We start from the raw sequence: 25,022 nt of genomic DNA on the forward strand, positions 1-25,022 counted from the left end.
GTCAACGTGCGCGGGGGGAATCACTTACCGGGGTGGTTTGTTAGCCTGGTTGTGACACCGGCCCGATCCAAGCCCCCGGGCCCAACCTTCGTCGCTTCGAGCGACCACTTGCCGCGAGGCGAGCATGGCGGGTCGGTGTCATCTCTTCTTTTGCTCCGCCGTGAGGCCCACATCACCTACCTGGTGACGTGGGCCTTTTCACATATGGGCCGGATGGAGCTCTCATGAGGTCCTCATAACGCCGGGTCCATCACCTGAACGGCCACATCGAGGCCATGAATCTCGTATCGTGGAAGAGTGATTCCGGAAACAAAAGGACCATTATTACCTGCTACCCGCAGGTAGGTGCGACCATCGGAATGCATCCGCCGGGGGCTGCCCCCGCCGCGGAGGCATAGCAATGAAGCTAGGGAAAGCAGAGGAACCCGGTCATGGCAACGGCGCCCAGCGTCTCGTACTCGATGACGGTCCGGCTGGAGGTGCCCGCGAGCGGAACCGCGGTCTCCCAGCTCACCACGGCTGTGGAGTCCTCCGGCGGTTCTGTGACCGGTCTGGACGTGACCGCGTCCGGCCATGAGAAGCTGCGGATCGACGTCACCATCGCCGCAAGCTCCACCGCGCACGCCGAAGAGATCGTCGAGGGTCTGCGCGGCATCGAGGGAGTCATCCTCGGCAAGGTCTCGGACCGTACGTTCCTGATGCACCTCGGCGGCAAGATCGAGATGGCGTCGAAGCACCCCATCCGCAACCGTGACGACCTGTCGATGATCTACACCCCCGGTGTGGCGCGGGTCTGCATGGCGATCGCCGAGAACCCCGAGGACGCCCGTCGCCTCACCATCAAGCGGAATTCCGTCGCCGTGGTCACCGACGGCTCCGCCGTCCTCGGCCTCGGCAACATCGGCCCCAAGGCCGCCCTTCCGGTCATGGAGGGCAAGGCCGCCCTGTTCAAGCGCTTCGCCGGCATCGACGCCTGGCCGCTCTGCCTGGACACCCAGAACACCGATGAGATCGTCGCGATCGTCAAGGCCATCGCCCCCGGTTTCGCCGGCATCAATCTGGAGGACATCTCCGCCCCCCGCTGCTTCGAGATCGAGGCACGGCTGCGCGAGGCCCTGGACATCCCCGTCTTCCACGACGACCAGCACGGCACCGCGATCGTCGTCCTCGCCGCGCTGACCAACGCCCTGCGGGTGGTCAGCAAGGGCATCGGTGACGTCCGGGTGGTCATGTCCGGGGCCGGCGCCGCCGGTACCGCCATCCTGAAGCTGCTGATCGCGGCCGGCGTCAAGCACGCCGTCGTCGCCGACATCCACGGCGTGGTGCACGCGGGCCGCGAGGACCTGCGCGACGCCGCGGCCGACTCCCCGCTGCGCTGGATCGCGGACAACACCAACCCGGAGGGCGTCACCGGCACCCTCAAGCAGGCCGTGGCCGGCGCGGACGTGTTCATCGGTGTCTCAGCGCCGAACCTGCTCGGAGCCGACGACGTCGCCGGCATGGCGAAGGACTCGATCGTCTTCGCCCTCGCCAACCCCGACCCCGAGGTCGACCCGGCAATCGCCCGGCAGACCGCGGCAGTTGTCGCCACGGGCCGTTCCGACTTCCCCAACCAGATCAACAACGTCCTGGTCTTCCCCGGCGTCTTCCGCGGACTGCTGGACGCCCAGTCCCGCACCGTCAACACGGAGATGATGCTCGCGGCGGCGACAGCGCTTGCCGGCGTGGTCACCGAGGACGAGCTGAACCCGAACTACATCATCCCGTCCGTCTTCAACGACAAGGTCGCGGGAGCGGTCGCCGGAGCCGTCCGCACCGCCGCGAAGGCCGCTGGCGCCACTGTGACGGGTCCCACGTCTCCTTGAGCTACGGCGCGTCGCGAGATGCCCGGCCCTGACCGCCGATCTAGGGTGGCGGACCATGGCCCCAGTGGCTCCGAGGAGTTCCCACCCTGTGGACGGAACGTCACCACGACGTGGCAGTGGCGCTTTTCGTGTGACTCTGGTGGGTGCCGGATTGGCGTTCCCGCCGTTGGTGGGGGCAGGATGCGTAACTGGGCGCGAGGGTCTGACGTAGACCCTGGTCCGGGGACTGTCAGTGGGCCCTGGCAGCATCGGCTTCGATCTCACGCCTCATAGGCAAGAAGAAACACGGGAGTAAGAACATGAACCGCAGTGAGCTGGTGGCCGCGCTGGCCGACCGCGCCGAGGTGACCCGCAAGGACGCCGACGCCGTTCTGGCCGCCCTCGCCGAGACCGTCGGCGAGGTCGTCGCCAAGGGCGACGAGAAGGTCACCATCCCCGGCTTCCTGACCTTCGAGCGCACGCACCGTGCGGCTCGTACCGCGCGCAACCCGCAGACCGGCGACCCGATCCAGATCCCCGCCGGCTACAGCGTGAAGGTTTCGGCCGGCTCGAAGCTGAAGGAAGCGGCGAAGGGCAAGTAAGCGGTTACTGCTTACGCCACTTGGCGCTACAAGGGCGGCTCCCCGTGGGGAGCCGCCCTTGTGCATGCCATGCAAGGACCCTGTGTCGCCCGTGGACGCTCTCCCGCGGGACGGCCGACCCGGAGTGGGGCCCTGGGCGGGCCGGGGCTCCGTAGGCCCTGTTGAGCGCTTGGAGTCGATCGCGGCTCCCCGTTGGACCGGCCCTCCCACGGCGTCGGACGGATCGGCCCCCGTGTGCTCCCGTGGCCGGCGGTGGGGTCATGAGGGTGTGGAGGGGCATGGGGGACCGCGCTCCAACCAGCCTTCGAACCGGTTGTCGGGCCTGCCACCGAACGGCCCGTCGAACCGATGGTCGAGGCCCGGGAGGGCGGCGTGGACTCCTCGGCCCGTCCCGCGGGCCATGGGCGTCCGAGTCCCTCGTGCAGCGCGTTGCTGGGGCCTTTCGGGTGGAAACACGGAACGCCGGGTGGGCTGGAAGCTCCAGCCCACCCGGCGTCCGTCACCGTGTGAAGAACCGGTAAGTGCGGCCGGTCGGCCGTGGCGCACACACCACCGACCGCCGCACCGGATACGACCTAGGCCAGGCCCTTGCCCGGCAGTTCGACCTTGGCGCCGAGTTCCATCAACTTCGCCATGAAGTTCTCGTATCCGCGGTTGATCAGATCGATGCCGTGCACCCTGGACGTCCCCTGGGCCGCGAGGGCCGCGATCAGATACGAGAATCCGCCCCGCAGGTCGGGAATGACCAGATCGGCGCCCTGGAGCTTCGTCGGTCCCGAGACCACCGCCGAGTGGAGGAAGTTCCGCTGGCCGAAGCGGCAGTCGGAGCCGCCCAGGCACTCGCGGTACAACTGGATGTGCGCCCCCATCTGGTTGAGCGCCGAGGTGAAGCCCAGCCGCGACTCGTACACCGTCTCATGCACGATGGACAGGCCCGAAGCCTGCGTGAGCGCCACGACCAGCGGCTGCTGCCAGTCCGTCTGGAAGCCCGGGTGGACGTCCGTTTCGAGCGCGATGGCGTTCAGCGACCCACCCGGATGCCAGAAGCGGATGCCCTCGTCATCGATCTCGAAGGCGCCGCCCACCCGACGGAAGGTGTTCAGGAAGGTCATCATCGAGCGCTGCTGGGCGCCCCGCACATAGATGTTGCCCTCGGTCGCCAGCGCTGCGGACGCCCAGGACGCGGCCTCCAGCCGGTCCGGGAGCGCCCGGTGGGCGTAGCCGCCGAGCCGGTCGACACCGGTGATCCGGATCGTCCGGTCGGTGTCCACCGAGATGATCGCGCCCATCTTCTGGAGCACGCAGATCAGATCCTCGATCTCCGGCTCCACCGCGGCGTTCGACAACTCCGTGACGCCCTCGGCGAGGACGGCTGTGAGCAGCACCTGCTCGGTCGAGCCGACCGAGGGGTACGGCAGCCGGATCTTGCAGCCGCGCAGCCGCTGCGGTGCCTCCAGGTACTGGCCGTCCGCCCGCTTCTCGATCTTCGCGCCGAACTGCCGCAGCACGTCGAAGTGGAAGTCGATCGGCCGTCCGCCGATGTCGCAGCCGCCGAGGCCGGGGATGAAGGCGTGGCCCAGTCGGTGCAGCAGCGGGCCGCAGAACAGGATCGGGATGCGCGATGAACCGGCGTGGGCGTCGATGTCGGCGACGTTGGCGCTTTCGACGTACGTCGGGTCAAGCACCAGTTCGCCCGGTTCGTCACCGGGGCGAACGGTCACGCCGTGCAGTTGGAGCAGTCCGCGCACCACCCGCACATCGCGGATGTCTGGCACATTGCGCAGTCTGCTCGGCTCGCTGCCGAGGAGGGCGGCGACCATAGCCTTCGGCACCAGGTTCTTGGCGCCGCGGACGCGGATCTCGCCCTCTAGCGGGGTTCCGCCGTGGACAAGCAGTACATCGTCTGTGCCGGTCATGAATCTCGCGTTCCGGAGGGGGTCCCCCAGTGCAGCGAGGGGGATGGCGGGCAGAGGGTCAGAGAAAAGGGTAAGGGGCCTTCGCCCATGTCCTGTATGGGCGAGGACCCTCAGCGTCGTAATGACTTCGGTACAGCACACTGGGTCCACCAGGGCTTGCACAGTGTCACGCTCTGTACGGGAGCGTGGTGGTTCGGTCTGTCCTGTCCTCGGCCCTGTCCTCGCCGACTGTGCCAACCCTGCCCCCGTGGACGCCGAACATGCGGGATCATGTGTCGCATGACCGAGGTGTCCTCGCTCACAGGCCGACTGCTCGTCGCCACCCCAGCCCTCGCGGATCCGAACTTCGACCGCGCCGTCGTTCTGCTGCTCGACCACGACGACGAGGGTTCCCTCGGCGTGGTCCTCAACCGTCCCACCCCCGTGGGCGTCGGTGACATCCTCGCGTCCTGGGCGGGGTTGGCCGGTGACCCCGGGGTGGTCTTCCAGGGCGGTCCGGTCTCCTTGGACTCGGCGCTCGGCATCGCGGTCATCCCGGGAGACGAAGGCCCCCTCGGCTGGCGCCGGGTGTACGGGGCGATCGGCCTGGTCGACCTGGAAGCGCCTCCCGAACTGCTCGGACCCGCCCTCGGTTCGCTGCGCATCTTCGCGGGGTACGCGGGATGGGGCCCTGGCCAACTGGAGAGCGAACTCGGGGACGGCGCCTGGTACGTCGTCGAGTCGGAGCCCGGGGATGTCTCGTCACCGCGGCCCGAGGGCCTGTGGCGGGAGGTTCTGCGCCGACAGCGCAGCGAACTGGCCATGTTCGCCACGTACCCCGATGACCCTTCGCTCAACTGATCGGTTCCGGTGGTGGCCCGGTCGTACGAGGTTCCCGGGGGTGTCGGGACGGGCGGGGCCGGTGCCGTCGGGAGGGCCGCGTCGGACGGCCAGGGCAGGGGAGCGGTGACGGGTCGGGGCCGCTGCAACCCGGGGGGGGTCGACACCCGGGTATTCTTGGAGTTCATGAGCACTCTTGAGCCCGATCGCGGGACTGGGACGGGAACCCTCGTAGAGCCGACGCCACAGGTGTCGCATGGCGACGGCGATCACGAGCGCTTCGCCCATTACGTCCAGAAGGACAAGATCATGGCGAGTGCCCTCGACGGCACTCCCGTGGTGGCACTGTGCGGCAAGGTCTGGGTACCGGGGCGCGATCCCAAGAAGTACCCGGTCTGTCCCATGTGCAAGGAGATCTACGAGTCGATGGGTCCCGGTGGGGACAAGGGCGGCAAGGGCGGCAAGGGCGGCAAGGACTCCTGACCGGCTGACGGCTCCGCCTCGGTTTTTCGACGTTTCGGCTCCGGGGGCGCGCGATCATCGCGACGCCCCCGGAGCCGTTTCGTATGCGCCGATCGGTTGGTGTGTGCCGACTCGCCGACCGGTTCAGCTCCGCCGATCGGCGGGGGCGCTCGCTCAGCCACCAGCCACCAGCCATCAGCCACCAGCCACCAGCGGGCGGTGGGCAGCCGGCTGGTGGCTCGCGCGATGGCCGTTGGGCTTCTCACGGACTTCAGGTCCTCTTGTCTTCCCCTCGGACGCGTCTCCTGGAGCGGGGTCGGAAGCGCGGTTCACTCCTGTCCCGGTGATATCACCGTGCCCCGGCCGCCACTTTGCGGACTCCGAAGTTCTTTTCCGGCCTGTCTCCGACAATCCGGACTCTGAGATTCCGAGGCGTCGAAGCCCCGAGTCGCGGCTCGATGGGCGGCACACGCGCAGGCCACTCCAGCCCCTGGTGACTCAACTGCCGCGTTGCGGAGGATGCATCTGCACGTCACAGAGTGGTTGAGACCTCTTGTCCCCGTCTTGTCCCCGCTCTAGCCTCCTCTCTGTTGTGGAGAACGAAACGCGCGTTGCGTATTTTGCAACGTCTACTTGTAGGGGACCGCCCAATGAAACTCAGCTCCCGCTTCGCCGCCCCTGTCGCGGCGCTCGTGCTGGCCGGCGTCACGGCCACCGCCTGTGCACCCCAGACCTCCGACAACAGCGCCAAGAAGGACGAGAAGAAGGGCACCCTGCGCGTCTGGCTCTTCCAGGAGGTCAACAACGACCCCAAGAAGAAGGTCGTCGACGAGGCCGTGGCCGCCTTCACCGCCAAGAACAAGGGCTCCAAGGTCGAGGTCGAGTACATCCCCGTCGAGACCAGGGCCCAGCGCATCAAGGCGGCGTTCAACGACCCCAAGAGCGCACCCGACCTCATCGAGTACGGCAACACGGACACCGCCGGCTATGTGAAGGACGGCGGGCTCGCCGACATCAGCAAGGAGTTCAAAGCCTGGGACGAGGCCAAGGACACCGACCCGACCGCCACCCAGTCGGTCACCGTCGACGACAAGGTCTACGGCGCCCCCCTCTTCGTCGGCGTGCGCGCGCTCTACTACCGCACCGACGTCTTCAAGGAGCTGGGCATCCAGCCGCCCAAGACCCAGGACGAGCTGATCTCCACCGCCAAGAAGATCCGCAAGGCGAAGCCCGAGCTGTACGGCATAGCCGTCGGCGGCGCCTACACCTACGGCGCCATGCCGTTCCTGTGGTCCCACGGCGGGGAGTTGGCCACCGGCGACGCCGGGTCCTACAAGTCGGCCATCAACAGCGCCGAGTCCCAGAAGGGCATCAAGGCGTACACCTCGCTCTTCAGCGACGACAACTGCCCGGCCGCCAAGTGCGCCACCATGGGCGGCAACGCGACCGTCACCGCCTTCGCCTCGGGCAAGGCGGCCATGGCCATCGGCGGTGACTTCAGCCACCAGGCGGTCGAGGACGGCGTGGTCAAGGGCAAGTACGCGGTGGTTCCGCTGCCCGGACTGAAGGCGGGCGAAATCGCCCCGGCCTTCGCGGGCGGCAACAACCTGGGCGTCCTCAAGAGCAGCAGCCACCGCACGCTCGCGGTCGACCTGATGAAGGGCATCGCCGGCAAGGACAGCCAGCGCAAGCTCTTCGACGCCATGGGCTTCCTGCCGACCTACACCGACGTGCGTACCGAGGTGGCCCAGAAGGAGCCGTTCGTCGAGCCCTTCGTCAAGACGCTGGGCGCGGGCGCCAAGTTCGTCCCCGCCTCCGCGGGCTGGGGCCAGATCGACGCCTCCCTCGTCCTGCCGACGATGTTCCAGGAGATCGTCAGCGGCAAGAAGGACGTGGCCACCGCCTCGGGCGAAGCGGCCAAGAAGATGGACGCCGCCTTCTCGTCCGCAGGCTGATACGAGCGGCTGACCGAACATGACGCACCAAGCGACAGCCCCCGGGCCGGCCGCGGTCGACAAGACCGCGCCGGCCCCGGAGGGCCGCTCCAAGAAGCGCCGCCCCACGGGTCGGCACGGCAGCCGCTGGACGCCCTGGCTCTATCTGGCGCCCGCGATCGTCGTCCTTGCCGGACTGCTGGTCTACCCGATCTACCAGCTCGGCCTGATCTCCTTCCTCGAATACACCCAAGTCCAGGTCAGCGGTGGTGAACCCACCACTTTCAAGGGACTCGACAACTACCGGGAACTGTTCGCCGACGACCAGTTCTGGCAGGTCCTCCTCGCCACGGTGGTCTTCGCAGCCGCCTGTGTGATCGCCACCCTCGCCGTCGGCTGCACCATGGCCGTCCTGCTCACCCGCATCCGGGCGATCCCCCGACTCGCGCTGATGCTGGCCGCCCTCGGCGCCTGGGCGACTCCCGCGATCACCGGTTCCACCGTGTGGGTCTTCCTCTTCGACCCCGACTACGGACCCGTCAACAAGGTCCTCGGACTCGGCGACTTCTCCTGGACCTACGGCCGCTACAGCGCCTTCGCCCTGGTCCTCTTCGAAGTCGTCTGGTGCTCGTTCCCCTTCGTGATGGTGACCGTGTACGCGGGCATCAAGGCCATCCCCGCCGAGGTCCTGGAAGCGGCCTCGCTGGACGGCGCGTCCCAGTGGCGCATCTGGCGCTCCATCACGGCACCCATGCTGCGTCCCATCCTGGTCGTGGTCACCATCCAGTCGATCATCTGGGACTTCAAGGTCTTCACCCAGATCTATGTGATGACCAACGGCGGAGGCGTCGCGGGCCAGAACCTCGTGCTCAACGTCTACGCGTACCAGAAGGCGTTCGCCTCGTCGCAGTACAGCCTCGGCTCGGCCATCGGCGTCGTCATGCTGCTGATCCTGCTGGCCGTCACCCTTGTCTATCTGCGCCTGCTGCGACGTCAGGGAGAAGAACTGTGAGCCGTATGAGCCGACTGCGCATACGCCGCCCCTGGCGCCTCGCCGCCGAGGCGTCCGCGCTCGTCATCGCCGTCGTGGTGGCCTTCCCGCTGTACTGGATGGTCCTCTCCGCCTTCAAACCGGCGGGGGAGATCCAGTCCACCGACGCCAAGCCCTGGACGCTGTCGCCCTCGCTCGACAGTTTCCGACGGGTCTTCGAGCAGCAGGACTTCGGCCGGTACTTCCTCAACAGCCTCTTCGTGGCGAGTGTCGTGGTCATCGCCTCCGCGCTGATCGCGTTTCTCGCCGCGACGGCGGTCACCCGATTCCGCTTCAAGTTCCGCACGACCCTGCTCATCATGTTCCTGGTGGCGCAGATGGTTCCGATCGAAGCGCTGACGATTCCGCTGTTCTTCCTCATGCGGGACACCGGTCAGCTCAATACGCTCTGGTCGCTGATCATTCCGCACATCGCCTTCTCGTTGCCCTTCGCGATCTGGATGCTGAGGGGATTCGTCAAGGCGGTTCCGGAGGCGCTGGAGGAAGCGGCCTACATCGACGGCGCCAGCCGCACCCGATTCCTGTGGCAGATCCTCTTTCCGCTGGTCTTCCCGGGCCTGGTGGCGACCAGCGTCTTCTCGTTCATCTCCACCTGGAACGACTTCCTGTTCGCCAAGTCGTTCATCATCAGCGACACCTCGCAGTCCACACTGCCGATGGCGTTGCTGGTCTTCTTCAAACCCGATGAGAACGACTGGGGAGGCATCATGGCCGGCTCCACCGTCATGACGGTTCCCGTACTGATCTTCTTCATATTCGTCCAGCGACGCCTTGTCTCCGGACTCGGCGGCGCCGTCAAGGACTGAGCCCCACCCGAGATTCGGGTTGTGTGCCCCACCCGCGACACGATGGAGGACCGACGTCATGCCCCCCGAAACCCCCGCGCAGCTGATCCCCGCGCCGAGTGCCATCGACGGCACCCACCGCGGTGGATTCACCCTCGACGCCCGCACCACCCTGTCCGCGGGGCCGGGCACCGAGACCACCGAACGGTGGTTGCGCTCCACCCTCGCCCCGGCGCTCGGGCTTGCCCTGGCCCCGGGGGACGAGGGGGCAGGGGCGGTGCGCAACACCATCCGGCTCGTCGTGGACGAGACGCTGGAGCCCGAGGGCTACCGGCTTCGGATCCGTGCGGAAGAGGGCGTCGAACTGCGGGGCGGCAGCGGTGCCGGTGTCTTCTGGGGTGCGCAGACCCTGCGTCAACTCCTGGGCCCCGAGGCGTTCAGGCGGGCGCCGCTCATGGGTCACAAGCCCACGGTCATCGCCGAACAGACCATCGAGGACCGACCGCGGTTCTCCTGGCGCGGTCTGATGCTGGACGTCGCCCGCCACTTCACCCACAAGTCCGACGTCCTGCGCTACCTCGACCTGCTGGCCGCACACAAACTGAACGTCTTCCATTTCCATCTCACCGACGATCAGGGCTGGCGCATCGAGATCAAGCGCTATCCCAAGCTCACCGAGATCGGCGCATGGCGATCCCGTACGAAATGGGGCCACCGTTTCTCCGACCTCTGGGACGAGAAACCGTACGGTGGCTACTACACACAGGATGACATTCGGGAAATCGTGGCGTATGCAGCCGCGCGTCACATCACCGTCGTACCCGAAATCGATATCCCCGGACATTCACAGGCGGCCATCGCTGCCTACCCCGAACTGGGAAACTCCGATGTCGTCGACACGGCCGCCCTCGCGCCGTGGGAGACCTGGGGGGTCAATCCGAACGTCCTCGCCCCGACCGAGCACACCATCGAGTTCTATGAAGGCGTGTTGGAAGAGGTCCTGGAACTCTTCCCGGCCGACACCTCTCCGTTCATCCACATGGGCGGTGACGAATGCCCCAAGGACCAGTGGAGGCAGTCCCCGACCGCCCAGGCCCGCATCGAGGAACTCGGTCTCGCCGACGAGGACGAACTCCAGTCCTGGATGATCCGTCACTTCGACGGCTGGCTCACCAGCCGAGGGCGACGGCTGATCGGCTGGGACGAGATCCTGGAGGGCGGCCTCGCTCCCGGCGCGACCGTCTCCTCCTGGCGCGGGTACGCGGGCGGCATCACGGCTGCCGAAGCGGGTCACGACGTCGTCATGTGTCCCGAACAGCAGGTCTACCTCGACCACCGTCAGGGCGGTGGCACCGACGAGCCGATGCCCATCGGCTACGTCCGCACCCTGGAGGACGTCTACCGCTTCGAACCCGTGCCGCCCGGGCTGAGCCAGGAGGCCGCCGCCCATGTGATCGGCACCCAGGCCAATGTATGGACGGAGGTCATGCAGGACCGCTCCCGCATCGACTACCAGGTCTTCCCCCGACTCGTCGCCTTCGCCGAGGTCGCCTGGTCCGCGCTGCCCACCCCCGAGGCACGGGACTTCGAGGACTTCGAGCGACGGATGGTCGAGCACTACCGGCGACTGGACGCCCTCGGTGTCGACTACCGTCCGCCCGGCGGGCCGCTGCCCTGGCAGAAGCGGCCGGGAGTGCAGGGATTCCCGCGTGAGGGAGCACCCCCGACCGTGTGAGCCCCCGGCGCACGCCCCGGATCGAGCCCCCTGCCGCATGTCTCCGTCGGGTTCCGGTCCATCGCCCCGCGGGCACGGGCGGGCGCCCCCGGTACGGTCGGCGATCCGGGGCGCGCCCTCGCCCCGGTCAACTGACCCACCCACGCCACCAGTCAAAAGACCCAAGGCGGGCAAGGCGGGCAAGTTGCATAGGTGTCGTGGAGTTCATCCGCCCCCGGCAGCCCCAAAAGGCCCCACAGCAGCCTCAAAAACGGGTCAACAGCACAACAAAGGTGCATCCGTCATGGATGCATCCTTCGTGGACCCTCTCGCCGGTCGTCTCAGAAGATGTGCCAGAGTTGCCACGTCCGGACCGTGAGCACGTACGGTACGGCAACACAGGCGGGATGGCCGGACACCGGGAAGGGGCAGCTGGGTGACCACGCACGCACCGCAGACACCGCGGTCGGTGACGCTGCCGACCTCGCTCGACGAGGCCGTCGCAGCACTCACCGCCATGCCCGCGGCCGTGCCCGTCGCAGGTGGAACCGACCTGATGGCAGCCGTCAACAAGGGCCAACTCAGGCCCGCGGGACTGGTCGGCCTCGGCCGCATCAGCGAGATCCGCGGCTGGCGCTACCTCGACGGCCACGCCCTGCTCGGCGCAGGTCTCACCCACGCGCGCATGGGCCGCCCCGACTTCGCCGCGCTCATCCCGGGCCTGGCCGCCGCAGCTCGCGCGGCAGGCCCGCCGCAGATCCGCAACGCGGGCACCCTCGGCGGCAACATCGCCTCCATCGCGCCGACGGGCGACACCCTGCCCGTGCTCGCAGCCCTGGAAGCGGACCTGATCATCGCAGGCCCCGACGGCGCACGCCGCGAGGTCCCCGTCGCCCATCTCCTCGCCGGCCGCGACATGCTCGCCCCGGCGGAGCTCATCGGCTACGTACGCGTGCCCCTGCTGCACGCCCCGCAGATCTTCCTCAAGGCGACCGGCCGCACCGGCCCCGGCCGCGCCACCGCGTCCGTCGCGGTCGTCCTCGACCCGGCGCGCCGTGGAGTGCGCTGCGCGGTCGGAGCCATCGCCCCCATGCCGCTGCGCCCCCTGGAGGCGGAGCGCTGGATCGCCTCCCTCATCGACTGGGACGGCAGGCGCGGACTGACCACCGAAGCGTTGACGGCCTTCGGGGACTATGTGGCCGCTGCCTGCATCCCGGACCCGGAACCGGCCCTACCGGGTGAGGAACCGCCACAACACCCGCCCGCCGTACTGCATCTGCGACGCACCGTCGCCGCACTGGCCCGTCGTGCACTGGGGAGGGCGCTGTCATGAGCAACGAGGAGCACCCGCAAGGGCACCCGGCCGCACCCCCGGGGCACCCGTACGAGCACGGCGGATGGCAGCCCACGCCGCACGGGGAGTACGATCCCGAGGGCACGGCCTTCGTCCAACTGCCCGCCGAGGACGTGGCGCACGCCGCACCGCTGGAGGCGCCCGGTCACGGCTATGTGCCGCCGACGATCACGCCGCCCACGCCCAACGGCCCTCCGTCCGCGCCCGCGTGGCCCACGGTCCAGCACACCCAGGGCCACCCCGGTGAGTACGGCTGGCCCGACCCCGCCGGCCATCCGCAGGGCGCCCCCAACGAGGACCCGCACGCGACCGGCCAGTGGAGCATCCCCACCGCCGAGCACCCTCCGCAGGCACCCGAGTCAACCGGTCAGTGGACGATCCCGCTGGCCGGGAACGACGTACCGGACGAGACCGGCGAGTACACCACCGCGATGCTCCAGTCGCAGTGGAGTTCCGCACCCGCCACGCTGCCCGGAGGGGCAACGGCGCCCTGGGCGACCGACCCCTCGGCCACGCTGCCCGGAGGGGCCCCGGCCCCGTGGGCGACCAACCGGCCCGAGCAGCAGGAACCGCCCACCGACACGGCCCAACCGGAGCCCGACCGCCCACGGCAGGCCGCCGCGGGAGAGACACCGGTCGAACACGCACTGGTGGCTGACGGGGCACCGGCGAACACATCCCCGGACTCCGAGGACGCTGCGCTGCCCGAGGTGTCCGCCGAGGGACATCCGTCCGACCCGGCCCCCGCTGACGTCGACGCAGACGAACGCACCGACGACGAGGCCGCCGACGCTCCGACCACCGCAGAAGGTGGCCCACAGCCGACGGCACTGCGGGAGCCCACCGACGAAACCGCTTCGACGGGCGGCCCGGACACCTCGCCCGAACTACGCACCGAGTCGGCCGAAGACCTCGAAGCGGAGGTCGTGCAGGACGCGACGGCCGAGGACCCCGGCCGGGCGAGCGCCGCCGACGAACACCCGCCCACCTCGTATGTCCTGCGTGTCAACGGCACCGACCGTCCGGTCACCGACGCCTGGATCGGCGAATCCCTGCTCTACGTACTGCGCGAGCGCCTCGGTCTCGCCGGAGCCAAGGACGGCTGCTCACAGGGTGAGTGCGGAGCCTGCAACGTCCAAGTGGACGGCCGGCTCGTCGCCTCCTGCCTCGTCCCCGCCGCGACCACCGCGGGCTCCGAGGTCCGTACGGTCGAGGGCCTCGCCACCGACGGCGAACCGTCCGACGTCCAACGCGCCCTCGCCACCTGCGGGGCCGTCCAGTGCGGCTTCTGCATCCCGGGCATGGCGATGACCGTCCATGACCTCCTGGAGGGCAACCACAAGCCCACCGAGTTGGAGACCCGTCGAGCGCTCTGCGGCAACCTCTGCCGGTGTTCCGGCTATCGCGGCGTGCTCGATGCCGTGCGCGAGGTCGTCGCAGGTCGCGAGGCCAGCGCGGCAGCCGCGGCCGAAGCCAGCGAAGCCGCCGCCGACGCGGCTCCAGAAGCCCGCATTCCGCACCAGGCGCCGCCCGGTGCGGGTAGTGTGCAGCCCCACCCGCATGACGGAGGCATGGCGTGAGCAACGACGCGGCCACCACCGCGACGCCCCTGGCGGCCGGTTCGGTCTCCGGCACCGGCGCCGGCTCCTCGGGGGGCCCGCGATCCGAGCCCGCGGCCATGGGCCTGGGCATCTCGCTACCGCCCGCGGACGCCCGGGCGAAGACCGAGGGCACCTTCCCGTACGCCTCCGACCTCTGGGCCGAGGGTCTGCTGTGGGCGGCCATCCTGCGCTCGCCCCACGCCCACGCCCGCATCCTCGCGATCGACACCTCCGGCGCACTCGACATGCCGGGGGTTCGCGCCGTCGTCACCCACCAGGACATTCCGGGTGACGCCTCGTACGGCCGAAAGATCGCCGACCGTCCCGTCTTCGCCTCCGAAATCATCCGCCACCACGGCGAGGCGATCGCCGCAGTCGCCGCCGACCACCCCGACACTGCACGGCTGGCCGCCGCCGCCATCGTCGTCGAGTACGAGGTCCTGGAACCGGTCACCGACCCCGAACGGGCCTTCGAGGCACAGCCCCTGCACCCCGACGGCAACCTGATCCGCCATATCCCGCTGCGATACGGCGACCCGGATGTCGTCGGAGACGTCATCGTCGAGGGCCTCTACCGCATCGGCCGACAGGACCCCGCCCCGATCGGCGCCGAAGCCGGACTGGCCGTACCGCGCCCGGACGGGGGTGTGGAGCTGTACGTCGCCTCCACCGACCCCCACACCGACCGCGATCTCGCCGCCTCCTGCTTCGGGCTGGACCCCGACCGGGTCAAGATCGTCGTCACCGGCGTTCCCGGCGCCACCGGGGACCGCGAGGACCCGGGCTTCCAACTGCCCCTCGGCCTTCTCGCGCTGAAGACCGGATGCCCGGTCAAACTGACCGCCACCCGCGAGGAGTCCTTCCTCGGGCACGCCCACCGCCACCCCACCCTCCTGCGCTACCGCCACCACGCGGACCAGGAAGGCCGACTGGTGAAGGTGGAGGCCCAACTCCTCCTCGACGCCGGCGCCTACGCAGACTCCTCATCCGAGTCCCTCGCGGCGGCCGTGGCCTTCGCCTGCGGGCCCTACGTCGTACCGCACGCCTTCATCGAGGGCTGGGCCGTCCGCACCAACAACCCCCCGTCCGGCCACGTGCGCGGCGAGGGCGCGATGCAGGTGTGCGCCGCCTACGAGGCCCAGATGGACAAGCTGTCCACCAAACTCGGCCTCGACCCGGTCGACGTCCGGCTGCGCAACGCCCTGGCCACCGGAGACATCCTCCCCACCGGCCAGACGGTCACCTGCCCGGCCCCGGTCGCCGAACTCCTCCAGGCCGTACGGGACTACCCGCTGCCGCCCCTGCCCAAGGACACGCCCGAGGACGAATGGCTGCTCCCCGGGGGCCAGGAGGGCGCGGGCGAACCAGGCGCGGTGCGCAGGGGCGTCGGCTACGCCCTGGGCATGGTTCACATGCTCGGCGCCGAAGGCACCGACGAGGTCTCGACGGCGACGGTGAAGGTGCAGGACGGCGTCGCCACGGTCATCTGCTCGGCCGTGGACACCGGCTCGGGCTTCGCGACCCTGGCCCGCCAGATCGTGCAGGAGACCTTGGGCGTCGAAGAGGTCCACGTGGCCTCGGTCGACACCGACCAGCCCCCCGCCGGACCGGCCGCCCACGGGCGTCACACCTGGGTGTCGGGAGGCGCGGTCGAGCGCGCGGCGAAGATGGTCCGTACGCAACTGCTCCAGCCGCTGGCGCACAAGTTCGGGATGTCGACCGAACTCCTTCAGATCACCGACGGCAAGATCACCTCGTACGACGGGGTGCTCTCCACGACGGTGACCGAGGCCCTGGACGGCAAGGAGCTCTGGGCGACCGCCCAGTGCCGCCCGCACCCCACCGAGCCGTTGGACGAGTCCGGTCAGGGCGACGCCTTCGTGGGCATGGCGTTCTGTGCGGTACGCGCGGTGGTGGACGTGGACATCGAGATCGGCTCGGTCCGGGTCGTGGAGATGGCGGTGGCCCAGGACGTGGGCCGTGTGCTCAACCCCGCCCAACTGGCCAGCCGCATCGAGGCCGGAGTGACCCTGGGCGTCGGAACGGCCCTCACCGAGAACCTGCGCACGGCCCGCGGACTGCTCCGCCACCCCGATCTCACCGGGTACGCACTCCCGACATCTCTGGACGCGCCTGACATTCGCATCGTGAAACTGGTGGAGGAACGTGACGTTGTCGCCCCGTTTGGGGCGAAGGCGGCAAGTGCGGTTCCTGTGGTCACTTCTCCTGCCGCGGTGGCCGCCGCGGTACGCGCTGCCACGGGCCGCCCCATCAATCGTCTCCCCATCAGGCCGCAGGCCGCCGTGTCCGCCGTGCCCAACTCATAACCTCAGTAAGGCATTGCAGCTGCAATCCAGAGGTGCGGGCTGTCGGCGGCGCTCGGTAAAGTGATTCCCCTAGACGCAAGTCAACGGGGAGGCGTTCGTGGCAGAGGACGACGGGACGGGGCGGCCGGTACACGGCCGGCCGACGCCGATGCCCAGCAAGGGTGGTAGTGGCAAGGACCTGGATGTCGACGCCGAAGAGCTGCTGAAGTTCAAGGACCGCGTCGACAAGTTGCTGGTCAAGCTGGAGAGTTCACCGGCCGCACCGACGAGGATGACCGACGGCCAGGTCCCCGCGGGTGACCTCGGCGTGGGCTTCGGCGAGGCGACCGCACTGCATGGGATCTATCAGAAGGTCCATGCCGAGCTACAGAACCTGTCGAAGGGTCTGGCGGGCCAGATCGAGGGCCTGAGCATCGCGGTCCATGGCTCGACCAAGGGCTACCAGAACATCGAAGAGGACATCAAGGAGCGGATGCGCACCATCAGCAAGGACGCGCGCGAGGCGTACGACCGGCGCGAGGAAGAACGTCGCGGGTCCGAGCCGGCAGAGCCAGCGGAGCCGGCCGAGCCGAAGCAGCCGGGGGCCGAACAGCCTCCGCAGCCGGGGGCCGGCGACACGAGCGGTGGAGCGTCCTGATGGTGAAAGTTACGGGGACCACGGGGACACGGGGAAGGGTGGGGTGACGTCATGGGCGCTGAGTCGACACCTGGTGTTGGGGGTTTCTTCTCTCCACTGAGGATTCTGGGCAGTCTCTTCGGAACCACGGATTTCGAGGCCCACACGCACGAACAGCTGCTGGCCATGGTGGAGGCGGCCAATCCGAAGTCGCTGGAGACCCTCTCCGCGCAGCTGGTGGATGCGGCGAAGACCATCACCGAGATCGGTGAGGACCTGAAGACGTACATCACCACCGTCCCGTGGGAGGGCGAGGCCGGCAAGGCCATGGAGACCTGGGGCGAGGGCGCCTGGAAGGCCACGCTCCAACTCGGTGAGTACAGCAACGTCGGCGGCAAGTGGATGGGCCTGGCGGCGCAGACACTCCGCGAGGTCAAGCAGAACATGCCCCCGGTGGACGCCACGGCCAAGGGCAACGTCGAGTCGGCGCACAAGTACCGCAACATGCCGGACTACAAGGAACTACTGGGCCCGGCACAGGCCAAACTGCGCGAGGACAAGGCGCAGGCTGTTCAGCAGATGAACAAGCTTGCGCAGTCGTACTCGCTCTCGACGTTCGTGATCAGCGCTGCGGAGGCTCCGACTTTCCCGCCGCCTCCGGACGATTTTGTGCCGGGTGAGCGTCGTGTAGGAATGGACAGGATCGACAGATCTGCGCAGCGCGAGGCCCAGTTTGGCAACCCGAATACGGAACGATCTCGACACGTCGGTCAATCTGCTGATGCCGAGCGCGGCACCATGCAAGACACGTCGAACTCTGCTCTTCCTCCAGGCACTCAGAACTATGTTCGACCTGGCGAACAACCAGTGACTCATCCGACTGGTCAGCCGGTGGGTATGGAGATCGACAGTGTGGATACGCTGCCGCCCGCCACTCCATCGCAGACTCCGGCGGGCACTGGTTCGACGACGCCTTCCAAACCCGACGTAGGCACCACAGCCGTGCCTGGCTCCGTCCCGCCGACGTTCGCCAAGAGCCCTGGCCCCAGCAGGCTGCCTGGATCGGGTGCCGGAGCGGGGTCGGTCAAGGGAATCACAGGTGGCCGTGGTGCGCTTCCGCCTGGACAGGTCGGCCCCGTGGGTCCAATCGGCTCAGTCGGGCAGGTCGGTTCGTCCGGTGTCGCAGGTTCCCGTGTGCCGCTAGCGCGTGAAGGAGGGATCGTCGGTGGCAAGCCCGTCATGCCCACCACCAACAATCCGACCGGCGCGATTCCTCGGGGGACGGTGATTGGTACGGAGAACACGACTGGTTCGCGTGGTGGCGGTGCCATGGGGCGTGGCATGGCCGGTATGCCAGGAGGCATGTACGGCGGCTCAATGGGCGGCGCCGACCAGAGTGGCGTCTCTGGCGGTAGGCGGCTGGCATCCGAGTCCGGAGGAGTTGTCGGAGGTCGGCAACAACAGGGACAAGCGAACGCCCGTCCGTTCACACCTGGTGGATCCGGCTTGGTCCGGGCGCACGGAGATCAGAACCAGCCCGGTCGTGCGGGTACGGGCGCGACTGGGGCGAACAGGTCCGCGTCCTCCCGCGAAGATGAGAGTGGCGAACGGCCGGACTACCTTTCGGAAGACGAAGAGACCTGGCAGCAAAGCAATCGCCGCGTCGTACCGCCTGTCATCGACTGAAAATCGCCCACACAACAAGAAGATGGTCTGAGGAAGCGGATGCCTACCAGCAGCAGTCGGGTCGCTCGATACGGTGGATTGGTGTCGGGTGCAGTCGGTTTGCTGCTGGTAGGCGTTGCAGCGACACCTGCCCATGCCCAGACAATCCGGTCCATGCAGTGGCATCTCGACACCATGCGTGCGGACGCTATGTGGAAGACAAGTACCGGTAATGGGATAACGGTTGCCGTACTAGACACCGGTGTCGGTTCTCTTCCTGAGCTTGAAGGCCGTATTGCTCCTGGCGGAAAAGACTTCACCAACATCGCCGGTGATGAGGGCGATGACTACGACAACCACGGCAGCAGCATGGCGTCCCTCATTGCAGGGACTGGCAAGGGGCCGGGTGGTGACGGAGCCTATGGGCTAGCGCCTGGAGCGAAGATCCTTTCCGTTCGGGTCCCTATGGGTGGCGGAGGGGGCCTCTCGGCAAACGAGGGAATCGCGCAGGCCATCCGACACGCGGCAGACTCCGAAGCTAAGATCATTAGCATCTCCATGGGGAGCCCATCCAGCGGCGAGGAGTTTCTCCCTGATGCTGTGAAATATGCTCTTGGGAAAGGAAAGCTAATCTTTGCCTCGGTCGGCAATGACGGTTCAGATTCTCCAGTTGAGTTTCCAGCTGCCACACCTGGTGTTGTGGGTGTCGCCGCCGTCGACAAAGCGATCAAGGCAACCAAGCAGTCCCACAATGGCTCAGAAGTTGACTTGGCGGCCCCAGGGGAAGGCATCACCTTCGGCTGCATGGGAGATGCAGGGAAGACTGAGTACTGCAAAGGCGACGGCACCAGTGCAGCCACTGCCCTAGCGTCTGCATCTGCCGCGCTCATCTGGGCCAAGTACCCCGAGTGGACCAACAATCAGGTGCTCCGGGTCATGCTCAACACCGCCGGTGGGCCCACCAGTGGTGCCGAGCGCAACGACGTCATCGGCTACGGCATGGTTCGGCCGCGGATCGCGCTGACCGAGCCCGGGGACCCGGGGCCCGCCGATGTGTATCCGCTTCCCGATCTGGCCGCTGCCGCACCCAAGTCCCCCTCTGCGGCGGCCTCCAAGCCCCCGGCCGACGGCAAGCAGGCGGAGCAGCCCACCGAGGCCGCCGCTTCCGCTGCCGATGAGGACGACAGCAACACCGGTCTGTGGATCGCCCTCGGGGTCGGTGCTGCCGTGCTCATCGGGGCGGCCGTGGCCGTTCCCGTCGTTCGGTCACGGCGACGGGCCGCAGCGGAACCGGTGCCCGTCCCGGCCGGGCCTCCCGGCTATTCGCAGCAGCAGTATCAAGGTGGCCAACCGTCCTACGGCCCTGCTCATCCAGGTGCACAACAGCCTCCCGGACAGTCGTATCCGCAGCAGGGAACGTATCCGCCCTACGGTCCACCGGCGGCGGGACAGCAGCAGAACAACCCGCCTTATCCCGGACAGCAGTGACGCATTGCTGGATTGCGGACGTATGGACTGAGTCCTGGCCGACGGGGTTGCCACCGAGCCTGCGGTTTCACAGAATCCCCACCAAACGCCGATCATGTGTGCGGGTCGCCGTCCTACGGTGGGGCCACTCCGTCCCACCGGAAGGCCGACGGGGGCCAACGTCGCTTCCGCCGACGTGCACCATCACAAGACAGCAAACGGGGATTTTCCATGTCGTTCGACCAAGAGTGGGTGTCCACTCGCTCCGCCTCCACAGTGAACGTCAGCATGCGGCTGAACCAGGTCGAGTCGTCGGGGGGCGGTGGCGGCGGCGGAGGGGCGGACCTCGGCGTGAGTCAGGACCAGCTCGGTGCGCTCGGGAGCGCCGCCTTCAAACTGCACGGTCAGCTTTCGGCTGACGGGAAGCATGCCGAAGCCAGCACCACCGAGGCCGGTACGACCATGACGGTGAACGGCTTTCAGACCGGTGCGGCGATCGGCACCGTGCAGAAGACCTGGACCTCGCAACTGAAGACGCTTCTTGACGCCTGCGCCCATATATCGAACCACCTCGACTACACCTCCGCCTCTCACGTCAATGAGGAGAAGGACATCCAGACGGCCTTCCGGACGTCTCAGATCACCGAATTCCTCAAGTAAGGCGGGGGCCGAAGATGCTGACGTTCGACAATGTGTATCAGGCCCCGCTGGGCAAACTGAATGCGGCGGTCGGTGACTGGGCGGCGATGGTGACCAAGCTGGAGAAGCTCGCCGAGGACGCGCGTACGACCATGGCGAGCAAGGCCAAGGACGACTACTGGCGTGGTGTCAACGCCGAGGTCACGAAGCCGTTCATCGACAAGACGGCCAAGGAGTTCGACGACGCCGCCAAGGCCGCCAAGGGCATCAAGCAGATCCTTGAGGACGGCCATCGTGAGTTCAAGAAGTCCCAGGACGAGCTGAAGAAGATCGTTGATGTGGACGCCCCAGCCCAGGGGCTCGTCGTGGGGGCGCACGGAGTGGTTCGTCCGCAGCACGATCTGGCTCAGGACCGCACGTACCGTCGCGATCCCGACTACGAACCCGCACTCAGGGAGCAGCGGGCCAAGGTCGAAGCCATGCAGGCCCGTATAGAAGCGGTGCTTGAGACGTGTACCGACGCCGATGTGGCGACGTCCAACGCGCTCAAGGCGAACATCACGAGCGACCAGCACAACTTCAGCGCGCCCAAGTACACGAGCATCGATGCGGAGGAGGCGGCCCGCGCGGTCGATCTCGCGAACAAGGGCCGCGATCTCACCCACACCGAGCTCCAGGCGCTGAACGAGCTGCTGAAGGACAACCACGGCTCGCGTGAGTTCTCCCGGGCGTTCTACGACACCATGGGGCCGAAGAAGTCGCTGGAGTTCTTCGGTCAGTTGTCCACGGACACCTACAACTACAGCAAGCAGGACAAGGAGCGGTTGAAGGACGTCCAGGAGCTCCAGCGCAATCTGGGCCTCAATCTGGCGACTGCCACCGGTTCCTCCGGAGCGAACGACGCATGGGGTCAGCGCTGGTCCGACGAGATGCGCAAGTTGGGCACCGAGCGCATTCCCCTTGCCAAGTACGACCACAACGGCCCGTTCGGCTATCAGCTCCTCGGCGGCATCATGCGGTACGGGAACTACGACCCCAAGTTCCTGACCCCGATCGCCCAGCATGTGACGCAGCTCCATGCCAAGGACCCGTACATGTTCGCCGAGAACAAGAGCACGTCGAGCTGGGACAAGAACCCGTTCAATCCCTCGGGCAAGAACGGCTCCGGCTATGACCCGATGCTGAGCATGTTGGAGGCACTGGGGCACAGTCCCGAAGCCTCCAAGGAGTTCTTCTCCTCTGATCCGAAGGCGTTCAACGACGACGGCACCGTCAAGGGCGGTCTGCCGAAGGACGAGGACGGCAAGGAGATCAAGAGTTATCTGGACTACTTCGGTGACAAGGACTTCAAGTCCTTCCCCGACATCACGGGCCATGACCCCGATGAGATGGGCAAGTCGCTGAACCACATGCCCGACGCGTTCGGGCATGCCCTGGAGGCCGCCACGCTCGGCCATGCCTACGACGACCCCAACCCCAAGCTGATCCGGGACGAGACCTCCTCGAAGATCATGGAGGAGGTCGTCGAGAAGTACGGGGGCGACGCGGGGCTCCTCAAGCAGCAGGAGGCGATGGCCGACAGCCTCGGACGCATGGGCGCCGGCTATGTCGACGACATCAACTGGGCGCTCAACGAGAACAAGCCGGACAGCCTCTTCGCGCCGGGCAAGGACGCCGAGGCGCACGCAGAGTTCGGTCGTGACAACGCGCGCCAGTTCCTGAGCACGCTCGGCCAGCATCCGGATGCGTACGCCTCCGTCTCGGTGGCCGAGCGCATCTACACCACCAGCATGCTGGAAGCGCAGGTCGGCGAGGGCGGGAAGGTCAACGAAGGCCACGCCCGGGAAGTGGTCCGCACCGGTGCGGAGGTGCAGGGCATGCTCGACCAGTCGCGCGCCGATCAGGTCGACGCGACGAACAAGAAGAAGGACGAGGAGTACAACAAGGCGTTGGAGGAGCGTTCGGCCTGGGTCAACTTCGGCGCCGCGGCGGCGATCGGTGCGGGTGTCGCCTTCCTTCCGGCCACCGTCGCGGGCGCGGGGGCGGCGGCGATCCTCGTACCGCTGGCCGTGGAGACCGGTAGCGGGGCTCTGGAGACCCAGATCGGTCAGGTGATCGGTGACTGGACCAAGACCGAGCAGCAGGACAGTTCCGAGAAGACCCAGGAGACGCGTAACGAGATCTTCCGCGCGGGTGAGATGACGGCCGAGTCTCCGATGGAGAAGTTCATGCAGCAGCACCGGATCGATCCGAACAGCGACTTCGGTCAGGACCTCGAAGAGGCGCTGACCAACGGCTACAGCAAGGGAACGCTGGGGCAGGGCCGACACGGCACGACCCCGCAGACATGAGGGATGTGAAGGTCATCAAGGCGTGGCAGGCGGCGGCATCCGTGCTCCTCGTTGGGGCGCTCGGTCTTTCCCTGGTCTCCTGTTCGGGGAAGGACGGCGACGGCGGTGACGGCTCGGACCAGAAGCTCGTCGGCGCCGGTGAGATCTGTGAGGGGGTCTTCACCGCACCCGCAGCACGTCAGGCCCTGACCAAGGTCACCGATGCGGATCGCTTCGCACAGAACAGCGTTGCGAACGGTCTGGACAAGACGGTCTCCAACATCGTCTTCGACTATGAGTCGTCCGGTCCGAGCAAGGGGAGGGAGTCCAGCGTCTGCCATGTCTACGCAGACGGGCCTTCCGACCTGGAGGACGTGTCGTTGGCGTTCGCCCTGGACGACGGCGAGTTCCTCGACAGCAAGGACATCGCGGCCAGGCTGACCGCATATCAGCTCGGTCGCCGCGCGCTGGCCGGCAACAACTACGCCTCCCAGTATTTTCTTTGTACGAGCCCGAAGCTGGGCAGCACCCAGGATGATCCCGCGGTCGTGCGGGGAGAGTTGCGCGTCAGATCGGAGCCGAGTGGGGACGTGCGTGAACTGAGCGAGGCCAATATGACCTTGCTCAACTCGGCCGCGTTCGCCGTCGCCAAGAAGCTCGGCTGTACGGGAGACGGCGGACTGACCGCTGCGCCCGTTCTGAAGCCGGTGGCTCCCAAGCCGACCGCCGGCTAGTTGGGCCCCTGCGGTGAACGGATCCGAGGGGCGTGACGGAAAACCGGGGTGAGAGTGACGACGAGGATGGTTAGCGTCCTGGGACATGAGCGAACCACTGAAGTCCTCCGTCGTCCTCATCACCGGGATCATGGCCTCCGGTAAATCCACCGTTGCGCAGAGCCTGGCCGAACGTCTCCCGCGGGCCGCTCATGTCCGCGGGGACGTCTTTCGGCGCATGGTCGTCTCGGGGCGGGCGGAGATGGGACCGGACCTCGACCCCGAGGCCGTCGCGCAGCTACGGCTGCGGTACCGGCTCGCCGCCATGACCGCCGACAGCTATGCGGAGGCGGGATTCACCGCTGTCCTCCAGGATGTCGTCATCGGCTCGGAGTTCGCCGGGTACGTCCGCCTCGTCCGTACCCGTCCGCTGTACGTGGTCGTCCTCGCGCCGCGCCCGGATGTCGTCGGTGTCCGGGAGGCGGGTCGACCGAAGAGCGGATACGGCGAGGGGTGGACGGCGGAGTCCTTGGACGCGGAGCTCCGGGAACGGACGCCCAGGGTGGGGCTGTGGCTCGACACCAGTGAGCAGACGCCGGAGCAGACCGTGGACGAGATCATCGCGCGGCTGCCCGAGGCGTCGGTCAGCACCTGTCCGTAGTCGGGCCCGGTCCCCTCACCGCCGCGCGGGGTGATCCCCGTCGTACACAGCGGCCCGTTCACCACGCTCGGAGTGTGAGGTCACTCACCTCGGACTCGGGGCGGGGAGTGGTGGGCCGCTCCGGGAACCGCGGCACCGGGGCGAGGTCCGGGCCCGCAGCCCCATCGCCCGGTACGGAGGTGAGTTCCCCTCTCGCGGATGCCGGATGCCGGATGCCGGATGCCGGGTACGGCATGCGTCTGCGGCTCGGAGCCGACAACGACAACGTCCCGAACTTCGACTGTGGGGAACCCCTCAGCCGAAGTCCGGGACGTCCCGGCCTGGAGACCGCGACCGGATTCGAACCGGTGTAACTCGAGTTGCAGTCGAGTCCCTGAACCACTCGGGCACGCGGTCGTGCGTTGCTACTGATGATGACCGTAGGCCGTCGGTCGTCGCCCGCTCAAGACCACCGGGCACACTGCAATACAGCCGCCACAGGGCGTTCACAGTCGTACGACCAAGGGACCAGGGCAGGTCGGA

General features: G+C 67.6%; 19 protein-coding genes and 1 tRNA gene. 18 read left to right on the forward strand and 2 right to left on the reverse strand.

The window, feature by feature from the left end; all coding sequences use genetic code 11:
* Window positions 1-431 precede the first annotated feature (431 nt).
* Window positions 432-1,865 carry an NAD-dependent malic enzyme gene (locus ACFXJL_RS08295; RefSeq protein WP_358877371.1) on the forward strand — a complete coding sequence of 478 codons (1,434 nt, stop codon included), beginning with the start codon at window positions 432-434 and terminating at the stop codon, window positions 1,863-1,865.
* A gap of 299 nt (window positions 1,866-2,164) precedes the next feature.
* Window positions 2,165-2,446, forward strand: a complete 282-nt coding sequence (locus ACFXJL_RS08300; protein ID WP_004571953.1) for an HU family DNA-binding protein — start codon at window positions 2,165-2,167, stop codon at window positions 2,444-2,446.
* Window positions 2,447-3,021: 575 nt separating this feature from the next.
* Here ACFXJL_RS08300 and murA read toward each other — a convergent pair.
* Window positions 3,022-4,362 (reverse strand): UDP-N-acetylglucosamine 1-carboxyvinyltransferase, encoded by a 1,341-nt coding sequence (gene murA / locus ACFXJL_RS08305; RefSeq protein WP_358877372.1) that lies wholly within the window; start codon window positions 4,360-4,362, stop codon window positions 3,022-3,024.
* A gap of 279 nt (window positions 4,363-4,641) precedes the next feature.
* On the opposite strand from murA, the gene ACFXJL_RS08310 reads away from it, so the two are divergent.
* From ACFXJL_RS08310 to ACFXJL_RS08385, 16 genes are all read left to right on the forward strand, one after another.
* The gene (locus ACFXJL_RS08310) at window positions 4,642-5,202 is read left to right on the forward strand and encodes a YqgE/AlgH family protein (protein WP_358877373.1); all 561 of its coding nucleotides are present in this window, start codon (window positions 4,642-4,644) and stop codon (window positions 5,200-5,202) included.
* Window positions 5,203-5,367: 165 nt separating this feature from the next.
* Entirely contained in the window at window positions 5,368-5,664 is a 297-nt protein-coding gene (locus ACFXJL_RS08315; protein ID WP_384690418.1) for a DUF3039 domain-containing protein, read from the forward strand.
* Window positions 5,665-6,293: 629 nt separating this feature from the next.
* Window positions 6,294-7,598: an extracellular solute-binding protein gene (locus ACFXJL_RS08320; RefSeq protein WP_358877374.1), complete on the forward strand. Its 1,305-nt coding sequence runs from the start codon at window positions 6,294-6,296 to the stop codon at window positions 7,596-7,598.
* 19 nt (window positions 7,599-7,617) lie between these two features.
* Window positions 7,618-8,589 carry a sugar ABC transporter permease gene (locus ACFXJL_RS08325; protein ID WP_358877375.1) on the forward strand — a complete coding sequence of 324 codons (972 nt, stop codon included), beginning with the start codon at window positions 7,618-7,620 and terminating at the stop codon, window positions 8,587-8,589.
* Between the two features lie 5 nt (window positions 8,590-8,594).
* Window positions 8,595-9,434: a carbohydrate ABC transporter permease gene (locus tag ACFXJL_RS08330; RefSeq protein ID WP_358877560.1), complete on the forward strand. Its 840-nt coding sequence runs from the start codon at window positions 8,595-8,597 to the stop codon at window positions 9,432-9,434.
* A gap of 58 nt (window positions 9,435-9,492) precedes the next feature.
* The gene (locus tag ACFXJL_RS08335; protein ID WP_384690422.1) at window positions 9,493-11,148 is read left to right on the forward strand and encodes a beta-N-acetylhexosaminidase; all 1,656 of its coding nucleotides are present in this window, start codon (window positions 9,493-9,495) and stop codon (window positions 11,146-11,148) included.
* Between the two features lie 415 nt (window positions 11,149-11,563).
* Entirely contained in the window at window positions 11,564-12,460 is an 897-nt protein-coding gene (locus ACFXJL_RS08340; protein ID WP_358877377.1) for an FAD binding domain-containing protein, read from the forward strand.
* Window positions 12,457-14,061, forward strand: coding sequence for a 2Fe-2S iron-sulfur cluster-binding protein (locus tag ACFXJL_RS08345; protein WP_384690426.1), 1,605 nt, complete (start codon window positions 12,457-12,459; stop codon window positions 14,059-14,061). Before ACFXJL_RS08340 ends, ACFXJL_RS08345 begins: the two co-directional genes overlap by 4 nt.
* Window positions 14,058-16,409 carry a xanthine dehydrogenase family protein molybdopterin-binding subunit gene (locus tag ACFXJL_RS08350; protein WP_358877379.1) on the forward strand — a complete coding sequence of 784 codons (2,352 nt, stop codon included), beginning with the start codon at window positions 14,058-14,060 and terminating at the stop codon, window positions 16,407-16,409. Before ACFXJL_RS08345 ends, ACFXJL_RS08350 begins: the two co-directional genes overlap by 4 nt.
* Before the next feature lie 97 nt (window positions 16,410-16,506).
* Window positions 16,507-17,046, forward strand: coding sequence for a hypothetical protein (locus tag ACFXJL_RS08355; RefSeq protein ID WP_384690430.1), 540 nt, complete (start codon window positions 16,507-16,509; stop codon window positions 17,044-17,046).
* A gap of 51 nt (window positions 17,047-17,097) precedes the next feature.
* Window positions 17,098-18,711: a hypothetical protein gene (locus tag ACFXJL_RS08360; RefSeq protein WP_384690433.1), complete on the forward strand. Its 1,614-nt coding sequence runs from the start codon at window positions 17,098-17,100 to the stop codon at window positions 18,709-18,711.
* Between the two features lie 153 nt (window positions 18,712-18,864).
* Window positions 18,865-20,178, forward strand: coding sequence for a type VII secretion-associated serine protease mycosin (gene mycP, locus ACFXJL_RS08365; RefSeq protein ID WP_384690436.1), 1,314 nt, complete (start codon window positions 18,865-18,867; stop codon window positions 20,176-20,178).
* Window positions 20,179-20,388: 210 nt separating this feature from the next.
* The gene (locus ACFXJL_RS08370; protein WP_358877382.1) at window positions 20,389-20,817 is read left to right on the forward strand and encodes a hypothetical protein; all 429 of its coding nucleotides are present in this window, start codon (window positions 20,389-20,391) and stop codon (window positions 20,815-20,817) included.
* Between the two features lie 14 nt (window positions 20,818-20,831).
* Window positions 20,832-23,147 carry a hypothetical protein gene (locus ACFXJL_RS08375; protein WP_384690440.1) on the forward strand — a complete coding sequence of 772 codons (2,316 nt, stop codon included), beginning with the start codon at window positions 20,832-20,834 and terminating at the stop codon, window positions 23,145-23,147.
* Window positions 23,144-23,860 carry a hypothetical protein gene (locus ACFXJL_RS08380; RefSeq protein ID WP_384690442.1) on the forward strand — a complete coding sequence of 239 codons (717 nt, stop codon included), beginning with the start codon at window positions 23,144-23,146 and terminating at the stop codon, window positions 23,858-23,860. Before ACFXJL_RS08375 ends, ACFXJL_RS08380 begins: the two co-directional genes overlap by 4 nt.
* A gap of 85 nt (window positions 23,861-23,945) precedes the next feature.
* Window positions 23,946-24,500: an AAA family ATPase gene (locus ACFXJL_RS08385; RefSeq protein WP_384641734.1), complete on the forward strand. Its 555-nt coding sequence runs from the start codon at window positions 23,946-23,948 to the stop codon at window positions 24,498-24,500.
* 321 nt (window positions 24,501-24,821) lie between these two features.
* Here the strand turns inward: ACFXJL_RS08385 and ACFXJL_RS08390 are convergent.
* Window positions 24,822-24,896 (reverse strand) — tRNA-Cys (locus ACFXJL_RS08390).
* Window positions 24,897-25,022: the final 126 nt, after the last annotated feature.

The sequence above is a fragment of the Streptomyces sp. NPDC059256 genome, assembly GCF_042753785.1.
Taxonomy (GTDB): Bacteria; Actinomycetota; Actinomycetes; order Streptomycetales; family Streptomycetaceae; genus Streptomyces.